The sequence below is a fragment of the Cohnella sp. GCM10020058 genome, assembly GCF_042683485.1.
In the GTDB taxonomy this organism is placed as follows: Bacteria; Bacillota; Bacilli; order Paenibacillales; family Paenibacillaceae; genus Cohnella.
In genome coordinates this window covers 349,267-371,111 of the sequence record NZ_JBHUJV010000006.1, presented here as the reverse complement: position 1 = coordinate 371,111, position 21,845 = coordinate 349,267, and the positions used below count along the sequence as shown (strand labels likewise).

Sequence of the window (21,845 nt, the reverse complement as noted above, 5' to 3'; positions counted from 1 at the left end):
GCTAAAAGGCAGTTAATTTCCCTCACAAGTCCGTATCCGAGTAAATAAGTGTCAAAAGGCAGTTAATTCCCGCGAAAGAGGCGTTTTCGTCCATACTTCGGGACATTAACTGCCTTTCAGCAGCTAATGTACTCAATTTGCGATTCCGGAGCGGAATTAGCTGCCTTTTAACAACTATCGTCTCTTCCGCCTCCCGCAGCGCCCACTCGCAGTCCCATTTTTCTGCGTTGTGGCGTCACCGTTGCGTTTCGCCCCCCGCCTCTGTGCAGAAAGAACGCCAAGCCCGCGGGCCTGGCGTTCTTTCACCGTTCTTGCACGATGTTACTTTTGCAGCAAATTGTACACCGACTGCGCGGCTTCGGCGCGCGTCGTCACGCCTTGCGGCGCGAACTGTCCTGCGCCCCGGCCGGACAGCAGGCCGAGCGACGAGGCTTCGGCCACGTAAGGCGCCGCCCAGACCGCGATGCGGTCCGCGTCGGCGAAGCTTGCGCCTGCGCCGGCACCTGCCGCGGTGCCGTGCAGGTAGCGGTACGCCTTCACGATCATCGTCGCCATTTCCTGGCGGGTGATCGCGCCGCCCGGATCGAACGTGCCGTCGCCGCGGCCCGTCACGATGCCGGCTTCCGCTGCCAGCGCGATCGGCTTCGCGTACCAAGCGCCTGCCGATACGTCGGCGAAGGATTGCGTGCCTTCGTCCGTCAGCTTCAACGCGCCTGCCAGCAGCTGCGTGAACTCGGCGCGCGTGATCGTGCGGCCCGGCTCGAACGTCGTCTCGCTCGTACCGCCGACGATTTGCTTGGCCGCCAGTTCCTTGATCACGTCGATCGCCCAGTGCGAAGCCGGGACGTCGGCGAAGTTCTTGGTGACTTCAAGCACCGCATACTTGCTGAAGTGGTGAATCTGCGCGACATACGTACCGTCGACATACTTGCTGTCGACATACTGCCGCTGTCCGTTGCTTGTCAGGTAGAAGATACCGCCGAGCTTCGGATTCGTGACGCCATCCGCCTTCAGCGACAGCGTGATCGGCGCGTCGAACGTCGTCACGGCCGTGCTTGAATCGCCAACGACGACAGTCAGCGTGAACTCAATGACGTCGCCTGCAAGGCGTACGGCAGTAACGTCGGTGGAACCTCCAACCGCCTGCGCAGCCTCAGCCGCGTCGACTGCCTTGAACGATACCTGCACCTGCGCATCGCCGAGGCGATCCGCCGGAATCGCGGCCGCCAGCTGTTTCAGCACGGCTGCCGGCAGCGTGAGCGACAGGTCGCCCGCCTTCAGCGCCAGGCTCTTGCCTTCCGCCTTGCCGAGCAAGCTCGCCGGCAGCTGCGCCGTCTTCGTGCCGGCAGGCAGGGTCACGGATGCACCTGCGTCTCCTACCGTCAGCATCGCGTCCGTCACCTTAAGCGTGCCGTCTGCCGATGGCGTGTTCGTTCCCGTGTTCGGCGTCGTAACCGGCGGGACGTACGGCGGTACATAGATCGGCGCAATGGTCAGGCTCGCCGCTACCGTTGCCGTGCGCGCTTCCGCATCCGTCGCCGTAATCGTCAGCGGGAATGTACCGCTGCTCGTCGGCGTACCGGAAATGTGCAGTGTCGCAGGATCAAATGTCAGCCCTGTCGGCAATCCGCTCACGCTCCACGTATACGGCTCCGTGCCGCCCGTGGCCGTCAGTGTCAGCGCTTGATCGTACGCGCTGCCTTCATTGCCCGATACGATCGCGCTGCCGGCAGCAGGCGACGTAATCGCCAGCTCCTCCGTACCCGGATCGACCGGATCCGACGGCGAGACGGTCAGAGATGCCGTCATTTCCCGGGAAACATTGGCGGAATCCGTCACGCGAATGACGATCTCGTACGGGCTGCCGACATCCGTGCCCGCAGCCGGTACGCCGTTAATCTTCTGCGCTCCAGCATCCAGCGCCAGCCCTTCCGGCAATCCCGTCACCGTCCAGGTGTAAGGCTCCGTGCCGCCATAAGCCGCCAGCTGCACGCTGTATGCCGCGCCAACCTTGGCCGTCGGTACGGCTCCGCCTTCCGGCGCGCCGATGCCCAGCACGTCGCCGATGGCCAGCGTGTTCGTGACCGATACCGTCTCGTCGTTGGCATCCGTCGCCGAGATCGTCACCGTGTACGGGCTGCTATCCACGGCGCCGTCCGTTACGGTGCCCGTGATCTTGCCTGTCGCAGCGTCGAAGCTCAGTCCCTCGGGCAGTCCCTTCACGCTCCACGTATAAGGAGCGGTACCGCCGCTTGCTTCGAGTGTCAGCGTCTGATCGTACGCCACGCCCGGCTTCGCGGCCGGCAGCGCCGCGCCGTCCACCGGCTTCGCGATGTTCACGGCCGTTTGCGTGACTTGCAGCGAGTCGATGCGCAGGTCGGCGGCGCCAAATACGACGTACACCGTATGCGTACCTGCAGGCGCTGCCGCTACGGCAGCCTCGACTTTCACATAGCCAAGCTCGTTAACCGTCTGATCGGCGGCCGTCGGCATGACATAAGTCGTCTTGCCCGTCACCGGCACGGCGATCGTCGCGAACGGCTCGGCCGTCGGCGAGTCCGCCCGCAGCGTGATGTTGCCGCCCGCTCCGTTCGTGCCTACGTACGCTTCGATTTTTTTCGCGCCCGTGAAGTCCGCCTTCGGCAGCGCGACCCAGGAGCCCGCGCCCTTGGACATGACCGTGTAGTATTCGCCCGCGATCTTGTCGCCCTTCAGGCTCTCTACGGTGTTCGCCTTCGAGGCTTCACGGTAGACGACCTCGTGAGCGTCGTATGCATGGTCGAACACATTAAATGCCGTCTTGGCATCCAGCGCCGCGAGCGAGTCGCCGGAGATCGTGACGTCCTTGGTCGCCCGGATGTCCTTGGAGGAACGGCCGATCATGAACGTATAAGCGCCGTCTTCGACGATATAATCGCCCTTGTTCACGTCCCAAATCGCCAGGTCCTTCGGATCGACGCTGAGCGTGACGATCTTGTGCTCGCCCTGGGTCAGCTCGACCTTGTCATAGGCCACCAGCTTTTTGGCGGGCACTTCCACGCCGTAGGCGGAACCGTTTTTCCGCGCGTACAGCTGCACGACCTCGGAGGTCGTGATCGAGCCTTCGTTGGTGAGCTCGACGGATACGTTGAACTTCTGATTCGCCGCCGTGCTCGGTGCGGTGAATTCCTTGTACGTGAAGTCGCCGTAAGAAAGGCCGTAGCCGAATTCGTAGGTAATCGGCGCATTCGTGAACATATAAGTAAGCTTGGCTTCGACCGGATCGGCGTTAAACATGTCGGATACGAAACGGGGATCGAGCTGGTCGACGCCCGAGATCGCCGTATTGCCTTCCGGAATCGAATACTTGTCGATCGCCGGCAGCGCCGACATATCCGCGTACCAGGTCGCGGACAAGCGGCCGGTCGGCGCATAGTCGCCGAACAGGACGTCCGTCAGGCCCTGCGCGTCGAACTCGCCGGAGTATGGCTGCGTGATGACGGCCGATACGTGCGGGTCCTTTTGAATCTCTTCCATGATGACCGGCGAGCTCGCAAGGAGCACGACGATCGTCTTCTTGTTCTTGGCCGCGAACGCCGCCGCGACATTGTGCGCGATCTTGTAATCGTCGGCACCCAGGTACAGGTCGGCGCGGTCGGAGCCTTCGCCGCCGCTGTTGTTCGGATGTGCGCCGACAAATACGAGCGCATAGTCCTGGGTGTCGGCCATCGCCGCAATATCGGAACCCATACCCGCTTCCTGCACGACCGTCTTGTCGAACTTCGCGCTATTGTCCCGCGCGTTAAAGTTCGCGATCGTGCCGATCGTCGAAGCCCCTGTCGCTACGGCGCCGTCCGCGCCGGTCGTCAGCAGGCGTCCGCTGAACAAGCCCGTCTGAATCGCCAGGCCGCCCGAGACGATCGACACGGAGCTGCCGCCGTTCGATTCGAAGCGGAGCTTGGCCGGCACGGTGCTGTTGTTGCCCGTAGAAGCCAGCGTCGTCCAGTCCGGATTGGTCAGCAGCAGGTTGGCGGTGGCCGTGTTGCCCACGCTCGCGCTGTTCGTCGTAGGCGCCGTCACCCAGAGGCCGTTCGCCTTGGACTTCAAGCTGACCGCATTCTGGCCCCAGTCGTAGTAGTCGAACAGCTGCGCATCGGTCAGCGCGTTCGCGGCGCCTGCGAAGCTCGCGTTCAGCTGCGCGCCTGCCCCCGTACCCGCTGTGACATACTTGCCGTTCGCGGCCGACTTCAGCGCGACGACCGCGCTGCCGGTCGAGAACTTCACGTTGCCGGCGCCGATCGTATTCAGGATCGAATACAGCGGCGTCTTGCCGGCATTCGCGAGCGTCGTCGGCGTCGCTGCGGCGTAGCCCGGACGCATCCGCATGTCGGCGTACGCGCCGACGACGGCGGCCTTCTTGCTCTTGGCCAGCGGCAGCGCTTCGTCCGTGTTCTTGAGCAGGACGACCGATTCTCTCGCAGCTTGCAGCGCCACCTCCTGGTGGGCGGCCGTGCTGAAATCGGTAAGCGTCGTTGCCACGTCCTTCGCCTGACTTGCGAACGGATAGTTGATCGGAACGCCGCTTGCGTCGACTTCGTTAAAAATGCCCAGGCGCGCGAGCTGGTTCACGATCGGCCGGCCGGCTTCCTCCACGTCCTGGAGCGTGATGCCGTACAGCCCTTCCTTGACGGCGTTCGCCAAGGTGACGACATCCGTCTTGTCCGTGCCCGAAGCGCGCACCGACTCGGAGTGCGCCAGCACCATCAGTGCGAGCGCATGCTTGCGGTCGAGCGTATACTGCGTGTCGAACCCGTTGCTGAAGCTCGTGTTGAACAGGTGATTCTCGCCGTTGAAGTCCGGCGACGAATACATGCCGTAGCGGGCGAGCTGGCTGCCCAGTATCATGTAAGGCGAGATGATGTTCGGCACGCCGTTCGTGCGGCCAAAGGACGTCATGACGCCGGCCACCGAGCCCGACTCCAGTCCCTTGAACGCCGAAGGAATCTGGTATTCGTAGATGGCCCGCGCGCCGGCGTTCGTGCTCGACGTCTGGCGGAACCACTCCGCGTTATACAAGGAAAAGTGCTTGGTGCCGACGACCGCGCGCTGCCAAAACCCGTTCTGGCTCGCTTCTTGGTCAGTGCCGGCAAGGCCCGAAGCCATGTTGTCGATCAGCGTCGCCGACAGGTACGGATCCTCGCCGTAGCCTTCGGGCGTTCGCCCGTTAAGCGGATTGACGCGTACGTCGGAGAGCGCGGTGAAGGCGATCGAACGCGACGTATTGGAGCCGTTATGGATGTTGGCCGTTCCCTGCTTGACGTTCAACTGGCTGATTTTCTCGCTGCCCATGACCTTGCCGACCTGCGAGACGAGCGCTTTGTTCCAGGTCTGTCCGAGGCCGACGAGCGCGGGGAAGTCCGTCGATACGCCGTATACGTTGTCGGCCGCCGCGAGCCCGCCGGGGACGATCTTGCCCTTGTGCCCGTTGTTGTCCGCGGCGTCCATCACGAACGTATAGTTGTCCCGGATGCCCGTCGCGTACAGCGCCGCACCCTCGAGGCCGATGTAGTCATAATACGTATCCACGAAGGCGTCCAGATGGCTCGGGTTTCCGTCGAACAGCGGCATGCCGTCGAATGTGCCGCCCGTCTGCGTTTTAAAGGAGATTGCGCCTCCCGGCTCCGCCGCCGAAGCCGCCGGTGCATGCGCGCCCAGCGCCAGTCCCGCCGACAGCACGCCGGCCAGCAGCGCGGATACGCTCTTTTTGCCCGTGCGGACGATTGTCTTGTTCATTTGCACACCTGCCGTTTCCCTAAGTATGGATCGATCGTCTCCTGCCGCCGCTTCCGGGCCCGCTCGCCCGCTCTCCATCACTCCTCCGTGCCGGCGCAGGATCGCCGATGTCATGTTTCATTGTAAGCGGTTGCTTCACGCGTCATAAGTGCGCCAAATTTTAGTTTTAGTCCTCATTTTTAAGACAAAAAAATTCCGTCTCCCTGCAGGGAGACGGAACAGGTGCTGCCGCGGCCGCAAGCCGGCTTACCCGGACGCATCGTCCAGCGCCGCTTGCAATTCGCTCATATAGTCGGCCGGGGTATAGCTCGCGTCGGCGAGCAGCAGCTGCGCGCCGTTCCATGCCAGCAGCTGAGTCCGCGCATCGAAGCGTGCCTCGAACCAGAGCGAGGTCCGCGACATGCCGTCCAGCTTCTCTTGCACCATCCGGGTAAGCGGCGGCATGGCCGACCTTGCCGTATCCGAATTGAAGCCCGTGATCATGCCGAGCTCGCTCATCGCCCGATCGCCGTAGCGCGCAAACGCGTACTGAATGAAATCTCCAAGTCCGTCATCGAACGATTCGCGCGAGAAGGAAGTCGTCACGCCTGCGTTTACCGGATATTCATCCAGCGCGCCCTGACCGCCCCGCACGAGCGGAATGCTAAAAAAACCGATGTCTTCCGGCGCGATCCGTCCTTCGGCGGCCGCGTTCAGATCTCTGACCGACCAGCTTCCCGTGTAAATCATCGCGGCTTGACCCTCCGTGAACGCGCGGAAGGCCCAGCCGAAATCGACCTTATTCGCATCCTGTCCAAAGTATCCAGCCTGCGCCATCCGCTGCACGGCGTCCGCCGCTTCGACGAAGCCCGGATCCGTCAGCTTCAGCTCGCCCTTGTAGACGCGCTCCATCGCGTCCGCGCCCAGCTTGCGAATGGCGTACGCGTTGATCAGCCGCGTGATCGGCCATTTGCCCTTGCCGGCAACGGCGAAGGGCTGAATCCCCCCGTTTTTAAATATGCTGGCGGCCCGCACCATATCGTCCCAGGTTTGCGGCTCGTCCAGATGATAGCGGGCGAACAGCCGCTTGTTGTACCAGAAGCCCTCGATGTTCAGCTCGAGCGGCAGCGCGTACAGTCCCGCGCCGTCCGCCATCCGCTCCAGCAGGTCGACGGCGACGGGGTTGAGCTTGTCCGCGATGCCCAGCCGGTCGAACGTCCCTTTCAGCTCGAGAACCGCGCCGCTGCGGATCATGTCCAGAAGCGGCTCGCCGGACTGAAAGGAGAACATTTGCGGAAGATCGTTGCTCGCTGCAAGCAGCTGGATCTTTTGCGTCTGATCGTTATTTTGCACGCTTTCGATTCTGAATCGGAAGTCCGGATGCGTCTTGGCGTATTCCTGCGCGAGCTCGCTGATAATGCGGGTACTGCCGGATTTCTCGTTGCCCGCGGTCATATAGAGCACCGGCTCCGGCTTCTCGGATCCGGACGGCATCGCCTCCGCGCTGAGGTCCTGCTTCGCGCAGCCGGTCAGCGCCGCCGCCAGCAAAACAGGAAAAAGCGCAATCCGCCCGGCGCGAAGGACGCGGCTGCTCGATCGATTCGCTCTGTTCGTCAATGGTCTACCTTCATTCCGTGGAAGTGACGGACGGCAAAAAGACTCCGTCCGGAGTCTTCTCATCATAGCCGATATCCGGCCGCAGGCATAGCGAACCGGAGGAGGCGCTCCCTTCACGGGTCCGCCGCGCTCAGCCCTTGACCGCGCCGACGGTCATGCCGCCGACGAAATATTTCTGCAGCGCCAGGAACGCGAGCAGCAGCGGCAGCGCGCACAGGATGCAGGCCGCGAACAGCACGTTCCACTGCGCCGGGTTCTGCTGGTCGCCGAGGAAGCCGAGCATGGCGACCGGAAGCGGTGCCGCCAGCGTTTTCGTAATAAACACCATGTTGAAGAAATAGTCGTTCCAGATCCACACGCCCTGCGTGATGACGACCGAGACGGTTACCGGCAGCAGCAGCGGGAATACGATCTGCCAGTACCTGCGGAACATCCCCGCGCCGTCGATATGCGCCGCCTCCTCCAGCTCCTCGGGCACGCCGCTGCGGATGAAGCCGGTGTACAGGAACGTGGAAAAAGGCAGGCTGCACGTGATGAACATGAGGATCGGCGTATACTGGTTCATCGGGATGCCGACGGATTTGATCATCTGAATGATCGGAATGAGCACCATCTGGCCGGGCACGACAAGGCCGGACAGGAAGAACAGGTACAGGAACTTGCTCGTCCGGCTGCGGATGCGCGCCATCGGATAGGCGGCCATCGCGGCCAGCAGCACCACGAAAATAACCGAGACGCCCGTCAGCACGAAGCTGTTCCACAGTGCGGTCGGGAAGTGCATGCGCGTGAAGGCGGAGCGGAAGCTCTGTAACGTAAATTCGTTGAACCAGTTGAGCGGGTCGGTCATGTTCTTGGGCGAACGCAGCGAGCTGGACAGCACGATCAACAGCGGCACCAGGTTAAGAAAAACAAGCGCGAGCAGCGCGATATGCGTGAACGAACGTTTGGCCAGCGTGGCGGAGGTCATGCGGAGATCTCCCTTCTGTTCAGCGTGAAGACGAACGCGGCGGTGATGACGATGATGAGCGCGAACGAGAGGATGCCGAGCGCCGACGCCTTGCCGAACAGCTGGTCGGTGAAGGCCATCTTGTACATCGCGTAGATCAGCGTGTTGGTCGACGTGCCCGGGCCGCCGTTGGTCATGACGAACGGATAGTCGAACGCCTTGAGCCCGTTGATGACGCTAAGCGTAACGTTGATCGTGACGGACGTCGCGAGCAGCGGAATCTTGATGTAGCGCACGAGCTTCCACCGTCCCGCGCCGTCGATCCGGCCCGCCTCGATCAGGTCCATCGGTACCGTCTGCAAGCCCGCCAGAAAGATGATCGTGCTCGTGCCGATGTTTTTCCAAATATCGACCGCAATGATGGAATAGAGCGCCTTGTCGTAGCTGCCGAGGAAGTTCGTATCGATTCCGTTGATTCCGATCTTATGGAGAAAAGAGGCAATCAGTCCCTCTTCCGGCATGTACACGTAGCTCCAGATGAAGCCGACGACGATCGCGCTGAACAGCGTCGGGATGTAAAATGCCGAACGATACAGACCTTTGGCTCGAATATTCGCATTCAGCAGGAACGCTATCGCTAGCGCGACGATGTTGCCCAGGATGACGGTGACGAACGTGTAAACGAGCGTGTTGCGGACAGACAAGCCGAGGATTTCCTCGTGAAACAGCGTTTTGAAGTTGCCTAATCCGACATAGTTAAACTTTTGGACGTAGCCGTTATAGTCGGTGATGCTGTACTGGAACAGCTTGAGGATCGGAAAAACCCAGAACAAGCAGTAGAAAAGGAGGGCCGGGAGCACGAACCAATACATCGTCTTTTTCATCACGGCACTGTTCATGATGCTTCTTTCCTTTCGGCGTGAATTGCATCAAGGGGGAACCTCGCTCCCCCTTGATCTCGCAGGCGATCAGCCTTTATAAAGCTCTTTGTACTTGTCCTGCATCGCCTTGGTGACGTCCTCGGCCGTCGTTTTCTTGCCGCCGATGATCTCCGCAAACTTGGACTGCATGACGTCGCTGACGCCTGCCGGCCACATTTGGTTGGAGAAGTAGAACGCATGGCCCGTGCTCTGGATCTCGGTCAGCACGTCTTTAAAGATGTCGTTCTTGAGCGTCACGCCGTTAAATACGCTGATGGACGGATTCGACTCGACCCACGCCTGGAACAGCGGGGATTGGCCGTCGTACAGATACTCGAAGATCTGCTTGGCGACGTCCAGATGCTTGGACTTGGCGTTCAGCGCGTAGCCGGCCGCCGTCGCCGCGGAAGCGTAAACCGGCTGGCCCGCGTCGTTGCCCGGGAGGGAGAAGAAGCCGCGGTCGAAGCTTGCCGCGCCTTGCGCGGTCAAGCCCGGCAGATCCCAGGTACCGGTGAAGATCATGGCCGCCTTGCCGTCGACGAACTGCTGCATCGCTTGCGCGCTGGCCATGCCGAGCGAGTTTTTGGACACATAACCCTTGTCGTACAGCTCCTTGTACTGGTTGACCGTCTTGACCCACTTGGCGTCGGTCAGCTGCGTCTCGCCGGTCTGCAGCTTCTTGTCAAAGTCCGGGTCGGACGGATAGACGGAGTTGGCGGCGAGCTGGTACATGCCGAACTGGATGACCCAAGGGTCCTTGTCGCCCATGACGATCGGCGTGACGCCGGACGCCTTGAGCTTCTCGGAGGCGGCGATGAAGCTGTCCCAGTCCTTGGGCACTTCCGTGATGCCGGCCTTCGCGAACAGATCCTTGTTGTAGTAGGTCCCGAGAATGTCCATGCCCTTGGCGACGGCGTACGGCTTGCCTTCGTAGCTCATGTCGTTCATGGCTGCCTTGCTTACGTTGTTCCAAAAGCTAAGGTCGGAAAGGTCGGCTGCATAGCCGGCTTTGGCCACCTCGATCGCGCCCATGTTCGCCATGTTCGGGAAAACGAGGAAGATGTCCGGGCCTTCGCCCGTTGCGAGCTTCGACTTGACGGTCGTGTAGTACTGCTCGTCGGGCAGCTTCTGCACCTCGAGCGTAACGTTCGGGAACTTCTCCTTGACGAGCTTCGGCAGCGTGTCGAGCTCGAAGTCGGCGCCGTCGGCGGCCTTGGAGCCGGAGACGAGCATGCTGAGCGTGACCGGCTCGGCGCTCGGCGCGCTGGCGGACGGGCTGGCCGACGCGGATGCGGACGCCGACGCCGTTGGGCTGGCGGCGGACGAGCTCGCTGCGGACGGCGATGCCGTGTTATTGTTATTGCTGCCGCACGCGGCGAGCGCGACGGTGAACAGCGACGCCACGGCGACGCCGGCGACTTGGGATTTCAATGACTTCATGCTTGACTCCCCCTCATGGTCTTGCAGCTTGTTAGCCGCTTACATTTCTCATTGTAAGGGCCGTACGCCGCCGCCATAAGCGCGTCATTTTTTAGTTTGATTCCTCATTTTTAAGAGCGCCGAACTACTTCATACGCCTCGAATTCACCTCCACTTGCCCCGCGCCGAACCAGCCAAATCACAAAAAAAAGACCGAGGCGTCATCACCGCCCGGTCGCAATACAAATATAAAAGCGCTCCTTACACATAATAGCTGCGAACGACAATGTCCTGATCGTAGTTGCCGAAGCCCTTGCCATAGAGCGTCAGGCCGCCCCGGCCCCGCCCGGTATCCTCGGCGGCGATCCGCAATGTCCAGTTCATCGCGCTTGTCTCGATATCGCGCAGGCCGACGCCGGATATTTTCTGACCGTCGATGTAAGTGCCCTTCTCCTTGATGCGAAGCACCTTCATCAAACCGTATTGATTGACGTCCGAGTGCCACCACTCCGGCGTCAGCCGCCCCCTTCGATCGCCAAAGTCGCCGGGACTCGTCCATACCCCTACGGTCTTGCCGCCCAGATCGAAGCGGATGTCCGACGGCCAATTCTCGTTCACGCGCGGCGCCTCCGACCCGATCTCGAGCGAGATCTCGATCTCGTGCAGCCGCTGGTCTTTGTACAAATAGTTCGGCAGCTTGTACTCGATCCACCCCTTGGCCATCCACAGGATGCCCGCGTTCACCCGCTCCGGGTCCATGAAGCAGACCGGATTGTCGAACTGGCCGACGACCTTCTCCGTCGTCGCGATGCCGCATGTCGGCCAAGCCTCGTAATCGGTATATTGGCCGATCGGCAGCGACAGCTCGTGACAGCCCAAAGAGGCGGGGGCATCCGGAGACAGCTTGATCTGCATGAACTCCGTTTTCACGTAACAGAGCTTGTACGTCCCGCCGTCCATCCGCTTCATCTTGCTGCCAACGATGCCGGCCTCTTCGAGCTTGCGAATGTGTCCGCTGACGACCGCATTGCTCAGGAACAGCTCTTCCGCCAGCTCCTTCACATGCCGTTCTCTCTCGTACAATTTATCGATGATCTTTAACCGGACCTCGCTGGCCAGCGCCTCGTAGATGCGGAGCGCGTTCGAATCGGTTGAAAGCAACACTTTCTCAACACCCTTATAGGATTTTGTTTTAATTTAATCCTGCAATTAATGATTGTCTGCTAAAACCTATTATGTTACGAATAATATAGGATTTCAATATTTTAATGAATTTAGTTTTTTATTAATCCTAAGGAGGTCAACTTTATGACAATCCGCTCTCATATGCTGATCGACAAGCACTTCACGCTATCCGCCGTAGATCCTCGGATGTACGGTTCCTTTATCGAACACTTGGGGCGCGCCGTATATGGAGGGATCTACGAGCCTGGTCACCCGACTGCGGACGAGAATGGTTTCCGCCGCGACGCGCTGGATGCGATTCGAGCGCTTCAGGTTCCGATCGTGCGCTATCCGGGAGGCAACTTCGTGTCCGGCTACAATTGGGAGGACGGCGTGGGACCCAAGCCGGAGCGCAAGCCAAAGCTGGAGCTGGCTTGGTGGACAACCGAGACGAACGCCGTCGGCACGAACGAATTCGCGGATTGGGCCAAGCTGGCCGGCACGGAAGTGATGATGGCCGTTAACCTCGGCACGCGCGGTCCCGACGCCGCTAGAAACCTCGTGGAATACTGCAACCACCCTTCCGGCTCCTACTACAGCGACATGCGCATCTCCCACGGCTACCGCGAGCCCCATCGCTTCAAGACGTGGTGTCTTGGCAACGAGATGGACGGACCCTGGCAGATCGGCGCGAAAACCGCGGTCGAGTATGGACGTATTGCCAACGAGACGGGCAAAGTCATGCGCTGGGTCGATCCGTCGATCGAGCTGGTCGCCTGCGGCAGCTCCTCCAGAGGCATGCCGACCTTTGCCGAGTGGGAAGCAACCGTGCTTGATCTCGCCTACGACCAGGTCGACTACCTGTCGCTGCATGCTTATTACAACAATAATGCCGGCGATACGGCCAACTTCCTGGCCAGCTCGCTCGATCTCGACCAGTTCATCGGGGGCGTAGCTTCAATTGCCGATTACGTCCAGGCGAAAAAGCGCAGCAAGAAAAAAATCATGCTGTCGCTCGACGAATGGAACGTCTGGCACTCGATCGGCGCAAGCCGCGCGAGCGAACGCTGGCAGATCGCGCCGCCGGAGTTCGAGGACGCGTACACCTTCGAAGACGCGCTCGCCGTCGGATGCTACCTGATCACGATGCTGAAGCACGCCGACCGGGTGAAAATGGGCTGCCTCGCCCAACTGATCAACACCATCGCGCCGATTATGACGGAGACGGGCGGCTCGCTCTGGCTGCAGACGACGTACTACCCGTTCCTTCACGCTTCGAATTACGGCAGAGGCACGGTGCTGCAATCGGTCGTCGATTCTCCGAAATATGACGCCAAGGACTTCACCGACGTGCCTTATCTGGAATCCGTCAGCGTGTTCGACGAAGCGCAGGGTCTCCTGACCATTTTCGCGGTGAACCGCCATCTGGAAGAATCGATGGCGCTCGACGTCGACGTCCGCAGCTTCGGCGAAACGCGTCTGCTGGAGCACATCGTGCTGGAGAGCGACGATCTGAAAGCCACCAACACCAAGAACAACCCGAACCGGATCGTCCCCCGCACCGGCGGCGAATCCAAGATCGATCAAGGACGCGTGCAAGCCTTGCTTGGCCGCGCTTCCTGGAACGTCATTCGGATCGCCACGACGAGGGGCTAATCGCTAGCGAAACCAAAAGAGACCGGAAACGGCTGCAGGGACATAAGTCCCTCGCCGACTCCGGTCTTTTTGCTTGCGGACTCCCTTTGGCTTGTGCCAATTGGGGAAAATCGGAGTTGAGTTGCACGGTTTTTCCGCACAACGTCGCTCCCCAGCCCTACCTCCTTACCGTCCCAGCAGCACGTCCTCCCGCTCGCGGAAATAGGCGGCCGTCTGCAGGACCATGCGGTCCAGCAGCGCCTTGTCCGGCTTGCCGTACATGGCCGGATACGGGTCGCCGCCCGGACCGAGCGGCTCCGGGGTGACGTAGCAGCCGTCGCGGTTGAAGCCGAGCAGGTACAGTGCCATGATGACGGTGTCCACGTCCAGCGAGCCGTCTCCGAGCGCGCCGCGGTTGCTGTCGGCCATGTGCAAATTAAGCAGCCGGTCGCCGGCCGCCAGCAGCGCCTCGCCGATATGCGACTCTTCGGATTGCATATGATACACGTCCGCATTGATATGCTGCACGCCGGGATGATTCACATCCTTAATATAAGCTTCGGCGTCCGCGATCGTATGAACGTAGCTCGTCTCGGCGGAACGGATCGGCTCGATGGCCGCCTTGATGCCGTGCGAGACGAACAGGTCGGCGACGAGCCGGAGCGTCTCGGCGCTGCGCGCGAGCTCCATCGCATCGTAAGGCGCCGGTCTGCCGACCGCGCCCGGCACGACGAGGATGTAGGAGCCGCCGACCGATGCGACAAACTCGATCTCCCGCTTCAGGTAGTCGATGGCGGCCTGGCGCTGGAAGGCGCGGTTGCTGGACAGGTCGTTGTCAGCGGAAAAAATGCCGCAAATGCCCGCGACCTTGATGCCGTGCGCGCCCAAAATGTGCAGCGTTTCCTCCTTGCGGTAACCGAGGTCCGGTCCGTAATGGTTGCCGTGCAGCTCGATGTAGCCGATGCCTGCCCGCTGCAGCCGTTCGGCCGTGTCCGCGAGCGTCTCCATGCCGAAGCCCCAGTTGCTCCAGGACAGGTTCAACCGCCGCTCGAGCCGCTTCGGATCATTTTTTTTCAGCGCCTCGAACGCCTCGCGGATCTTCTCGTTCTTCACTTCATAGACTTGTCTGGACATCGTTTTCTGCTCTCCTTTATGTCGCGGCGCCCGGATCAGGGCATCTCCGGATGGTTCGGTCCAAAGTGCTTCAGGAACACCATAGGCTCCCACTTGCTCCGATTGACGATCGCGACGCCCTCGCGGGCCGCCGCCTCGCAGACGAAAAACTCGTCTCCGCTCATCTGTCCGAACCGCAGCATGACGGCCGCCTCGGCGTCATAAACGCCGAAAGTGCCGTGGCCTTGTAGCAGTATCGTACCATAAGCAGCGGGATCCTGGACGACGACCATCTGACCCGGCTGCACGGTCAATTCCTTGGCGCCAAAGTATTCGTTGCCGTACGTAATCCACTTCTCCGTATGGCGTTCGTCCGAATGCGCGCACACGATCGGCGGGCGGAAGTAGTTTTTCTTGTAATGCGGGTCCACGTTTTTTTCCCAGTCCATCAGTCCAAGAATGTAGTCGATGTTGCGCTTCTCCGGCTCGGGGCAGTTTTCCGTCAGAAATTCGTACGGATACACCTCGCCCCACACGACGTTCTCGTGGACGGAATTGACGTCGCTGTTCCACTGCGGCTCGTACGTCAGATACGAGCCTGGCGCATGCACGACGCCCGGCGGCGTATACCAGCCGGTGCCAAGCTCGAGCCGATAGGCCCGGGACAGCTCGGTGATCCGGTTGTCGCCCGCTTCGAACTGCAGCAGGCGCTCGCGCACCTGATCGATCGTCACGTCGGGATCGTACCCGAAGTACGTGGCTGGGAAGACGCCCGGATGATTGTTAAGCTGCGGCGGAAAATAGTACGCTTCGGGCTTGCCCATCCGGCCGACCAGTTGGGCGGAAGCTTCGTCCAGGTGCAAATGGTGGAACAGCGGCGTCTCATAGTCGAAAAACTTGGAATACATCGGCCACGTGCCGTACTTGGCGTGCAGCGCCTCGCCGATGACGAGGGGGCCGAGCGCTTCGACCGCGTCGCGGAACAGAAACTTGTCGCTCGCGTCGTCATTGACTGCCACGCAGCTCATGCCCTCGTCCGGTCTCGCCAGCGGCCCGTTCATCGCGGGAATGACCGAGGAAAACCATCGTTCCTTAATGGAGCCCCGCGCGGCCCCGTAAGCGTAATAGTCGTCGGGATGAAGCCGCAGCCGCTTGCCTGCCTGTGCGAAACGGCGCGGCACGAACACGGGAGCGAGCCTGAAGATGCCTTTGCCCCGCTCGTACGTCTCCCGGATTTTAGCCAGGTCGGTCATCTAAAAAAACTCCCTTTCTTCCTGCGAATCTTGCGCATTCAAATGAGTGAACCGAATCTCCGGCAGCGATCGCCCCTCTTCTTCGCCTCCGTCGGCCTCCGCGCCCAGTCCGCCGAGGCGCCTGCTCGCGCAGTAAACCGTGACGCGTTGTTCCTCGCCGGGGAAAAGGGTAACGAAGCCTGCGTCCGCCATCGTCCAGTACCGGTCCGTCAGCTCCTCCGCGCAGACGTGAAGGATCGCTTCAACGCCATCGTTGGCGAGCAGGAACGTCCGCTTGATCGGTTCCAGATACTCGGCCTTCCATTCTTCGCCCGCTTCCTCCCACTCGCCTTCCGCCTCGAAGCGGAAGCCGCGCGAGCGAAGGCCAAGCGCCGGCCGGTAGCATGTCTCGGCCTGCGTGGAGAAATAGTAGGCGTTCTCATGCAGCGTTCGGCCTTCTCGGCGCAAACGTAGACGTACGACAAACAGCGCCGTGAAATCGGACGCGATCTCGAACGCGAGCGCGCCTACCTTCTGCATGGCAGCGCCAGACGCCGTCCGGAACGTTCCATGCCACATCCGCCGGCCCGCCGTCGTCAGCGCCTCGACCTGCAATTCGTCGCCGTCCGGCGATCCGCCGCCTCCGCTTTCCGCGAACAAATCTGCCTGAAACGTATCCCCCACGGGATAAACAAGCCGGCGATAATCGAGCGAGACGTGCGCCGGGGCAAACGCCTGACCGATCCAGTAGCACGCCATTTTGGCTTCGCCGTAGTAGTCCGTCAGCGACGTGCAGCCTACGTTGGGCCAAGGCTCGTTAAACTGCCAGACGATGCTGCCGCTGTTGCGGAACTGCCGGCGCCGGTTGGCCTCGACGATGAACCGGAGGCCCTCCGCCTGGATCCACTGGCTGCAGCGGACGAACGCTTCAAGGCCCGCCGGCTCGCCGAAAAACCAGGCGTCCCGCTCGCGCGTGTCCCACCAATCGCCATGGTGGCGCCAGACAAGACTCTCGTCCATATCGGACACCCGAATATGACCCGGGCTCAGAAACTTGCGCATGCTTTTCACCTTGCACAGGCCGTCGACCCCGAATTCGCTGTGGAAAAGGCTGTCCGCCTGCCCGTAAAATTCGTAATGCTCGGGATGTCCCCTGTACTTCCAGCCGCCGTGAACGTCGTGGTTCCGCCCCGCGTCCAGCGACAGCATCTCCTGCGGACCGGAGGCCGACGTCGGGAGGAACATCCGATCCGGATCGTGCGCCTGCACGAGCGACTTGAGCAGCGCAAGATTGCCGTTGTCGCAGCCGCAGGGCCGGTTCGGCGCTTCCTTGAGCTCGTTGCCGCCGCTCCAGACCGTCAGCGACACGTAGTTGCGCCTGTCCTTGAGAGCGGCTTCGGCGGTCGCGGCCAGCAGCGCCAGATACTGCGGGTCCTCGGGCGGCACCGAATCCATCCCCGAGCCGGACTGGACGAACTCCTGCCAGACGAGAATGCCATGACGGTCGCACAGCTCGTAGAACACGCTTTTCTCGATGACGCCCCCGCCCCACACGCGGACCATATTAACGCCAGCTCGCTTCATCATGAGCACCGTCCACTCGTACCGCTCCGGCGTCGCGGTGCCGTACAGCATATCGAGCGGCGTCAAGTTTACCCCTTTGACGTACACCTTCTCGCCGTTGATCGCGAACGTATACGGCAGCGCGGACGCCGGGCTCTCCTCGTTAAACAGGTAGCCGAGCTTGCGGATGCCGGGCTTGAAGGCGCGCGCGTCCAGCGCCGCGTCTCCCTTCAGCAAGCGCACTTCGAGCCCGTAGAGCGGCTGCGCGCCGTGCCCGTTCGGATACCAGAGCAGGGGCCTTTCCACGCGAAAAGAAAAGTCGGCCTGCGCCCGGTCCGGGCCGACGGCGATCCGCTGCATCGCGAGCTCGCGTCCTTCTGGATCGGTCAGCACCGCCTCCGCGGCATATTCCTCCGGCACCGCCCCCTCGACCGTCACCTTCAAGCCAACGACGCCCGCTCCGTCTTCCGCGACGTCCGTGCGAATGTGCGCTTCGCCGAGCGACAGCTCCTCGTGGACGCGCAGGTACACGTCGTCCCAGATGCCGAGCGACACGAGCCGCGCGGAGAAATCCCATTTGTAGCCGAAGCGGCTCTTCTGGGTATGCGTCAGCGACGTCCGCCCGATCTGCGACTGCTCCTGGGGCGCGTGCTCGAACAGGATGCGAAGCTCCAGCGTCTCGTGCATCCGCGCAATGTCCGTAATATCGAAGACCGCCGGAACGAACATCCCTTCATGCTCGCCGAGCGGCACATTGTTTAAGTAGACATGGGCTTTGTAATCCAGTCCCTTGCAGACGAGCTCGACCTTGCGGCCCAGATGCGCCGGACGCGGAAAGGAAGTCCGGTACATCCACCACCTGTGCTCCACCCATTCGCAGGACAGACTGTTCAAATCCCGGTGCGGATGCTGAATGTAGCCCGCCCTGTACAGATCGTGCTGCACGCCGCCCGGGACGGCTGCGGGCATCCACGCAGTCACGCCTTTCATGGCTTCCCCCGTCTCCACGCTGCTCGCCAGCAGCGGCACGTAAGGGTAGAAGCCTTTGAGCTCCCACGCCAGATCGTTCAAATCGTGCTTCATGCGCTAGTTCCCCCTGCTTCGGCGCTTCCCGGCAGCAATCCGATCGATTGATCCCGGTCAATGGCTCCAGACTAAAATTGAACGCTCGCCGAGAAGCCGAGCTTGCCGGCCGGCACGTTAAACCGGACCCATGCGGCATCGCCGCTGCGCTCGACCGCGCCTTCCAGCCGCTCGCCGTCCGCGAGCACCGTCGGAGCGGCGTCCAGATGCCGCAGATCGAAAGGTCCGACGCGCAGCTTCACCGCAGGCAGCTCGTCGCTCGATTGCACGCGAATCTGCGCGCCGTCCACCGCCAGCCGCAAGTCGTATTCCAGCTTCGCCGTCAGGCGGCGGGCGCCGTCCTCGATCAGGAACGGATAGTCGCGGATCCACACGCCGTCCCAGCCCTGCGGCAATCTCGAGATGAGGCCGAGCTCGGCCTGCTGGCTGTCGTCCACGCCGATGATGATCTTGAGCGCCTTCAAAATCTCCGCCTGCTGCACCGCGTTGCCCAGGTCGCCGAAGCGCGAATAGATCTTCTTGGCCCTGTTCACGGCGCCGCCGATCTCGGGCACGATGTATTGACGGTAGACCGGACCGTAGATGAGCTTGGCATTCAGCTTCATGAATTCCGACGCGTCCGCCGTGCGATCGAGCAGCAGGGAAGCCTGCGTCGTGAAGGCCGCGTTGTAGCCCATCGCCCACGGGACGAACTGCTCCTTGTTGATGGCGTATTCCTTCTCGTTGAGCGCATACCACTCCGGATACGTATTTTCCGGGAACAGCCCCTTCGTATCCGTCGGCAGCAACAGCGGTCCGAGCAGGCTGCCCCGGCCGAAGCCGCGGTATTGGTCGGTCCAGACCTGTCCCTTTTCCTCGTCATCGACGATGTAGAACCGTTCGCTGGCGAGCTTCAGCCGTACTGCCGTCTCTTCCCAGACACGGGCGGATTCGGATTCGCCGATCGATGCGGCCATCTCTGCCAAGCCATGCAGCGCCTCGATGCACGGCAGGTCGCAGAAGATGGAGTGCCCGACCGAGATCGGGTAGCCCGAGCCTTCGCTGTCCGACCAGAGCACCTCCGTCGCCTTGGATACTTCGGGATGCTCGAACTGCCAGATGATCCAGTCGCCGAGCCCCTTGACGTCCTCCCATCTCGGACGCAGCCACGCCTCCCGCTCGGGCAGACGCTTCCACAGCCGATAGATGAAAAGCGACGTTAGACCGTGCCCGTCGTTCTCGAAGCAGCCGGCGCCGATCTCGGTGCGCGGGAACTGCAGAATGCGGTGAATGTGCCGCGGCAGACGATAGCCGTTCACCGTGAGCGACTCGTCCTCCTCCCATACGCGGGCCATCTTGAGGCACCAGTCCGCGCAGGCGGCCGCCTGGTCCACGAAGCCGAAGGCGATCATCTCCATCAGCGTGCGGCCGATGTCCCGCGACCAGGCTTCGTCATAGTACATGCCAGGATGCTCCTGCTCCGGATACAGCTTGAAGTCCATCGAGAAGGTGCCGCCGATGCCGTCGTAGCCGTAGGACAGCGCGCCGCCCGAGGAGGTGTGGTACACGCCTTTGCCGTCGACCTTGGCCGTCATGTCCAGCACGTTATGATAGAACGCGTTGGTGAAAAAGTCGGCTTCCCGCCCCCCCGTGAAACGAACCTCCGGTCCCTTGTAGCCGATCGGGATGTCCAGCGGGAACGTCTGCGGGAAGTTGTCCTCGGTCACGTACATATAGTCCTGCAGCTGGCGAATACGCGCGAGCGCCGCCTCCTCGTCTTCGCCCGCCAGGCGCAGGGAGCGGCTGCGAATGCTGTCCGTCAGCGCCGCCGACAAGCCGGTGCTTCTAGCGGGCATACCGCCCTCAGGCCGGTCTCCATCTTGAAGCGGGACGACGGTGATGCCGGTCACGACGGGCGTCAGGCCCGATCCGGGCTCCGGCGCATATTCGACCCGCGCGATCGGCTTGGCCGCGGGATTGATCGACGCGACGTATTGATGCGTCGGCGTCGGCTGCGCCGGGTAGATGCGCAGCGATTGTTGCAGCGCGCGTCGAACCTCGGTGAAGGAGACGAACGGCTCGGGATACTTGACGAACTTCTCTCCCCACCAGGCGCTCTCGCCGATGACGATCGGATAAACGCCGACCTCTCCGTCCTCATAACAAACGCGCAGAGCGCCCAAACCCTGGCCGACCGTCACCTGCTTGTCTTCCGGCGAGTAGCTGTTGCGCTCGCTCACCTTCATGCCGGCGATCAGCAAGTGCCTGGCCGCAATGCCGACGGGCAGCGAATACGGCTTACGGCTCGCGAACAGCGTATTCGCGCCCGCCACGAACGGCACGCCGTACAGCTCCGTATATCTCGGCGGCTCGGCTATGACCTGCCACCCGGCCAGGACGTCTCCGTCTTGGCCGCCGAAGTCGACGCGGAACGCTTCGCCCGCATCGATCTCGTCGACGCCGATCCATGCCGTATGCGGACCGTTGTCGCAGTCCACGACCCGGATAAACGCGTCCCGGCCGATCAGGTCCTCCACGTCCGTCTCGCTCCAGGCCGGCGGATTCGCATTCGGCGGGTATACGGTCCGCAAGATGTCTCCGGTCGCGCCGTCTACCAGCTCGACCCGGTTCTTGTTGAGCTGATAAAGCTGATAGTAGCCGCGCAGCTTCAGGCGGAGCATCGGGGACACGATGGCAAAAGAAGGCGACTGGATGATGCCGGTGCCGTCGTCGCCTGCGAGACAAGAGGACAGGTGCCTGGCCGTCCGGTTTCCTTCATAGTCGATATCCGCAAGGCCCCAGATGCCCGAATTCGCTACCGGCGCTTCCAGGCAATAGTAGACGTCCTGCGTCTCCGCCCCATGAAGCCGGACTTCCTCGACGCGGGAGATCGCGAGGCTCGCGCCTTCGCCTGCGAAGGACTTGCTGCCCTTGATCTCCAGGTATACCTGCTTGCCCTTCAGATGACGGACGAACCATTCCCGGACGACGAACGCCTCCTTGAGCGGCGGCGCCGCCTCCTGAACGACCTCTCCGCCGTCCGCCAGCCGCAGGAAGCAGCCGCCCTCCACAGACGCGTGGTTCAGGACGTCGTAGCCGGCCAGCCGCAGCCGCAGTTGATCGCCCGAGATCGTGAACTTCGGCGAACGCAGGCTATCCGGAGCGCCGGCGATTTTCTCCCAGACCTCGGCGCCGGATTCGGCATCGTCGCCGTCCGCTCGCGCGGCCAGGCGCCAGCCGCCGGCCGACGTCCAGCCGGACCAACCCGCACTGCCGCCCCAGAGGAGTGCCGTGCTTTTCGTCTTGGGGAGAAACGGACTGGCGGGGGCGTTCGTTTGCTTTTCTTTATGCAGGACGGTGTCATTCATCGGGCATAATTCCTCTCTTCAATGAAATGGAGTCGCACCCGGCCGGAAAAGCCGG

At 61.8% G+C, this 21,845-nt stretch carries 11 protein-coding genes; 1 reads left to right on the top strand and 10 read right to left on the bottom strand.

Going from position 1 to position 21,845, the window contains the following annotated elements:
• Positions 1–321 precede the first annotated feature (321 nt).
• The 6 genes from ACFSR7_RS09985 to ACFSR7_RS09960 all read right to left on the bottom strand — a co-directional run bounded on the left by ACFSR7_RS09985 (position 322) and on the right by ACFSR7_RS09960 (position 11,817).
• A complete protein-coding gene (locus ACFSR7_RS09985) occupies positions 322–5,772 on the bottom strand; it encodes an S-layer homology domain-containing protein (RefSeq protein ID WP_378161042.1) in 5,451 nt (1,816 codons plus the stop codon).
• Between the two features lie 246 nt (positions 5,773–6,018).
• Positions 6,019–7,368: an ABC transporter substrate-binding protein gene (locus ACFSR7_RS09980; RefSeq protein WP_378161040.1), complete on the bottom strand. Its 1,350-nt coding sequence runs from the start codon at positions 7,366–7,368 to the stop codon at positions 6,019–6,021.
• Between the two features lie 130 nt (positions 7,369–7,498).
• Positions 7,499–8,335, bottom strand: coding sequence for a carbohydrate ABC transporter permease (locus tag ACFSR7_RS09975; protein WP_378161038.1), 837 nt, complete (start codon positions 8,333–8,335; stop codon positions 7,499–7,501).
• Positions 8,332–9,213, bottom strand: a complete 882-nt coding sequence (locus ACFSR7_RS09970) for a carbohydrate ABC transporter permease (protein WP_378161036.1) — start codon at positions 9,211–9,213, stop codon at positions 8,332–8,334. The genes ACFSR7_RS09975 and ACFSR7_RS09970 overlap by 4 nt, the downstream gene beginning before the upstream one ends.
• A 69-nt stretch (positions 9,214–9,282) precedes the next feature.
• Complete coding sequence (locus ACFSR7_RS09965; protein WP_378161034.1) at positions 9,283–10,674, bottom strand: ABC transporter substrate-binding protein; 1,392 nt, start codon at positions 10,672–10,674, stop codon at positions 9,283–9,285.
• A gap of 240 nt (positions 10,675–10,914) precedes the next feature.
• Positions 10,915–11,817 carry an ArsR/SmtB family transcription factor gene (locus ACFSR7_RS09960; protein ID WP_378161032.1) on the bottom strand — a complete coding sequence of 301 codons (903 nt, stop codon included), beginning with the start codon at positions 11,815–11,817 and terminating at the stop codon, positions 10,915–10,917.
• A gap of 144 nt (positions 11,818–11,961) precedes the next feature.
• Here ACFSR7_RS09960 and arfA point away from each other — a divergent pair, with 144 nt between their 5' ends.
• Positions 11,962–13,473, top strand: coding sequence for an arabinosylfuranosidase ArfA (gene arfA, locus ACFSR7_RS09955; protein WP_378161030.1), 1,512 nt, complete (start codon positions 11,962–11,964; stop codon positions 13,471–13,473).
• Positions 13,474–13,638: 165 nt separating this feature from the next.
• Here the strand turns inward: arfA and ACFSR7_RS09950 are convergent, their stop codons facing one another.
• From ACFSR7_RS09950 to ACFSR7_RS09935, 4 genes are all read right to left on the bottom strand, one after another.
• Positions 13,639–14,586: a sugar phosphate isomerase/epimerase family protein gene (locus tag ACFSR7_RS09950; protein ID WP_378161028.1), complete on the bottom strand. Its 948-nt coding sequence runs from the start codon at positions 14,584–14,586 to the stop codon at positions 13,639–13,641.
• 35 nt (positions 14,587–14,621) lie between these two features.
• Positions 14,622–15,818 carry a hypothetical protein gene (locus ACFSR7_RS09945; protein ID WP_378161027.1) on the bottom strand — a complete coding sequence of 399 codons (1,197 nt, stop codon included), beginning with the start codon at positions 15,816–15,818 and terminating at the stop codon, positions 14,622–14,624.
• Positions 15,819–18,443, bottom strand: a complete 2,625-nt coding sequence (locus ACFSR7_RS09940) for a glycoside hydrolase family 2 protein (RefSeq protein WP_378161025.1) — start codon at positions 18,441–18,443, stop codon at positions 15,819–15,821. It abuts the gene before it with no gap.
• 71 nt (positions 18,444–18,514) lie between these two features.
• Positions 18,515–21,790 carry a hypothetical protein gene (locus ACFSR7_RS09935; RefSeq protein WP_378161024.1) on the bottom strand — a complete coding sequence of 1,092 codons (3,276 nt, stop codon included), beginning with the start codon at positions 21,788–21,790 and terminating at the stop codon, positions 18,515–18,517.
• Positions 21,791–21,845: the final 55 nt, after the last annotated feature.

Excerpts from the sequence above, each read along its gene's own strand:
- ACFSR7_RS09985 (WP_378161042.1), bottom strand. The coding sequence starts at position 5,772 with ATGAACAAGACAATCGTCCGCACGGGCAAAAAGAGCGTATCCGCGCTG.
- ACFSR7_RS09975 (WP_378161038.1), bottom strand. The coding sequence starts at position 8,335 with ATGACCTCCGCCACGCTGGCCAAACGTTCGTTCACGCATATCGCGCTG.
- ACFSR7_RS09970 (WP_378161036.1), bottom strand. The coding sequence starts at position 9,213 with ATGAACAGTGCCGTGATGAAAAAGACGATGTATTGGTTCGTGCTCCCG.
- ACFSR7_RS09965 (WP_378161034.1), bottom strand. The coding sequence starts at position 10,674 with ATGAAGTCATTGAAATCCCAAGTCGCCGGCGTCGCCGTGGCGTCGCTG.
- arfA (WP_378161030.1), top strand. The coding sequence starts at position 11,962 with ATGACAATCCGCTCTCATATGCTGATCGACAAGCACTTCACGCTATCC.
- ACFSR7_RS09950 (WP_378161028.1), bottom strand. The coding sequence starts at position 14,586 with ATGTCCAGACAAGTCTATGAAGTGAAGAACGAGAAGATCCGCGAGGCG.
- ACFSR7_RS09945 (WP_378161027.1), bottom strand. The coding sequence starts at position 15,818 with ATGACCGACCTGGCTAAAATCCGGGAGACGTACGAGCGGGGCAAAGGC.
- ACFSR7_RS09940 (WP_378161025.1), bottom strand. The coding sequence starts at position 18,443 with ATGAAGCACGATTTGAACGATCTGGCGTGGGAGCTCAAAGGCTTCTAC.
- ACFSR7_RS09935 (WP_378161024.1), bottom strand. The coding sequence starts at position 21,790 with ATGAATGACACCGTCCTGCATAAAGAAAAGCAAACGAACGCCCCCGCC.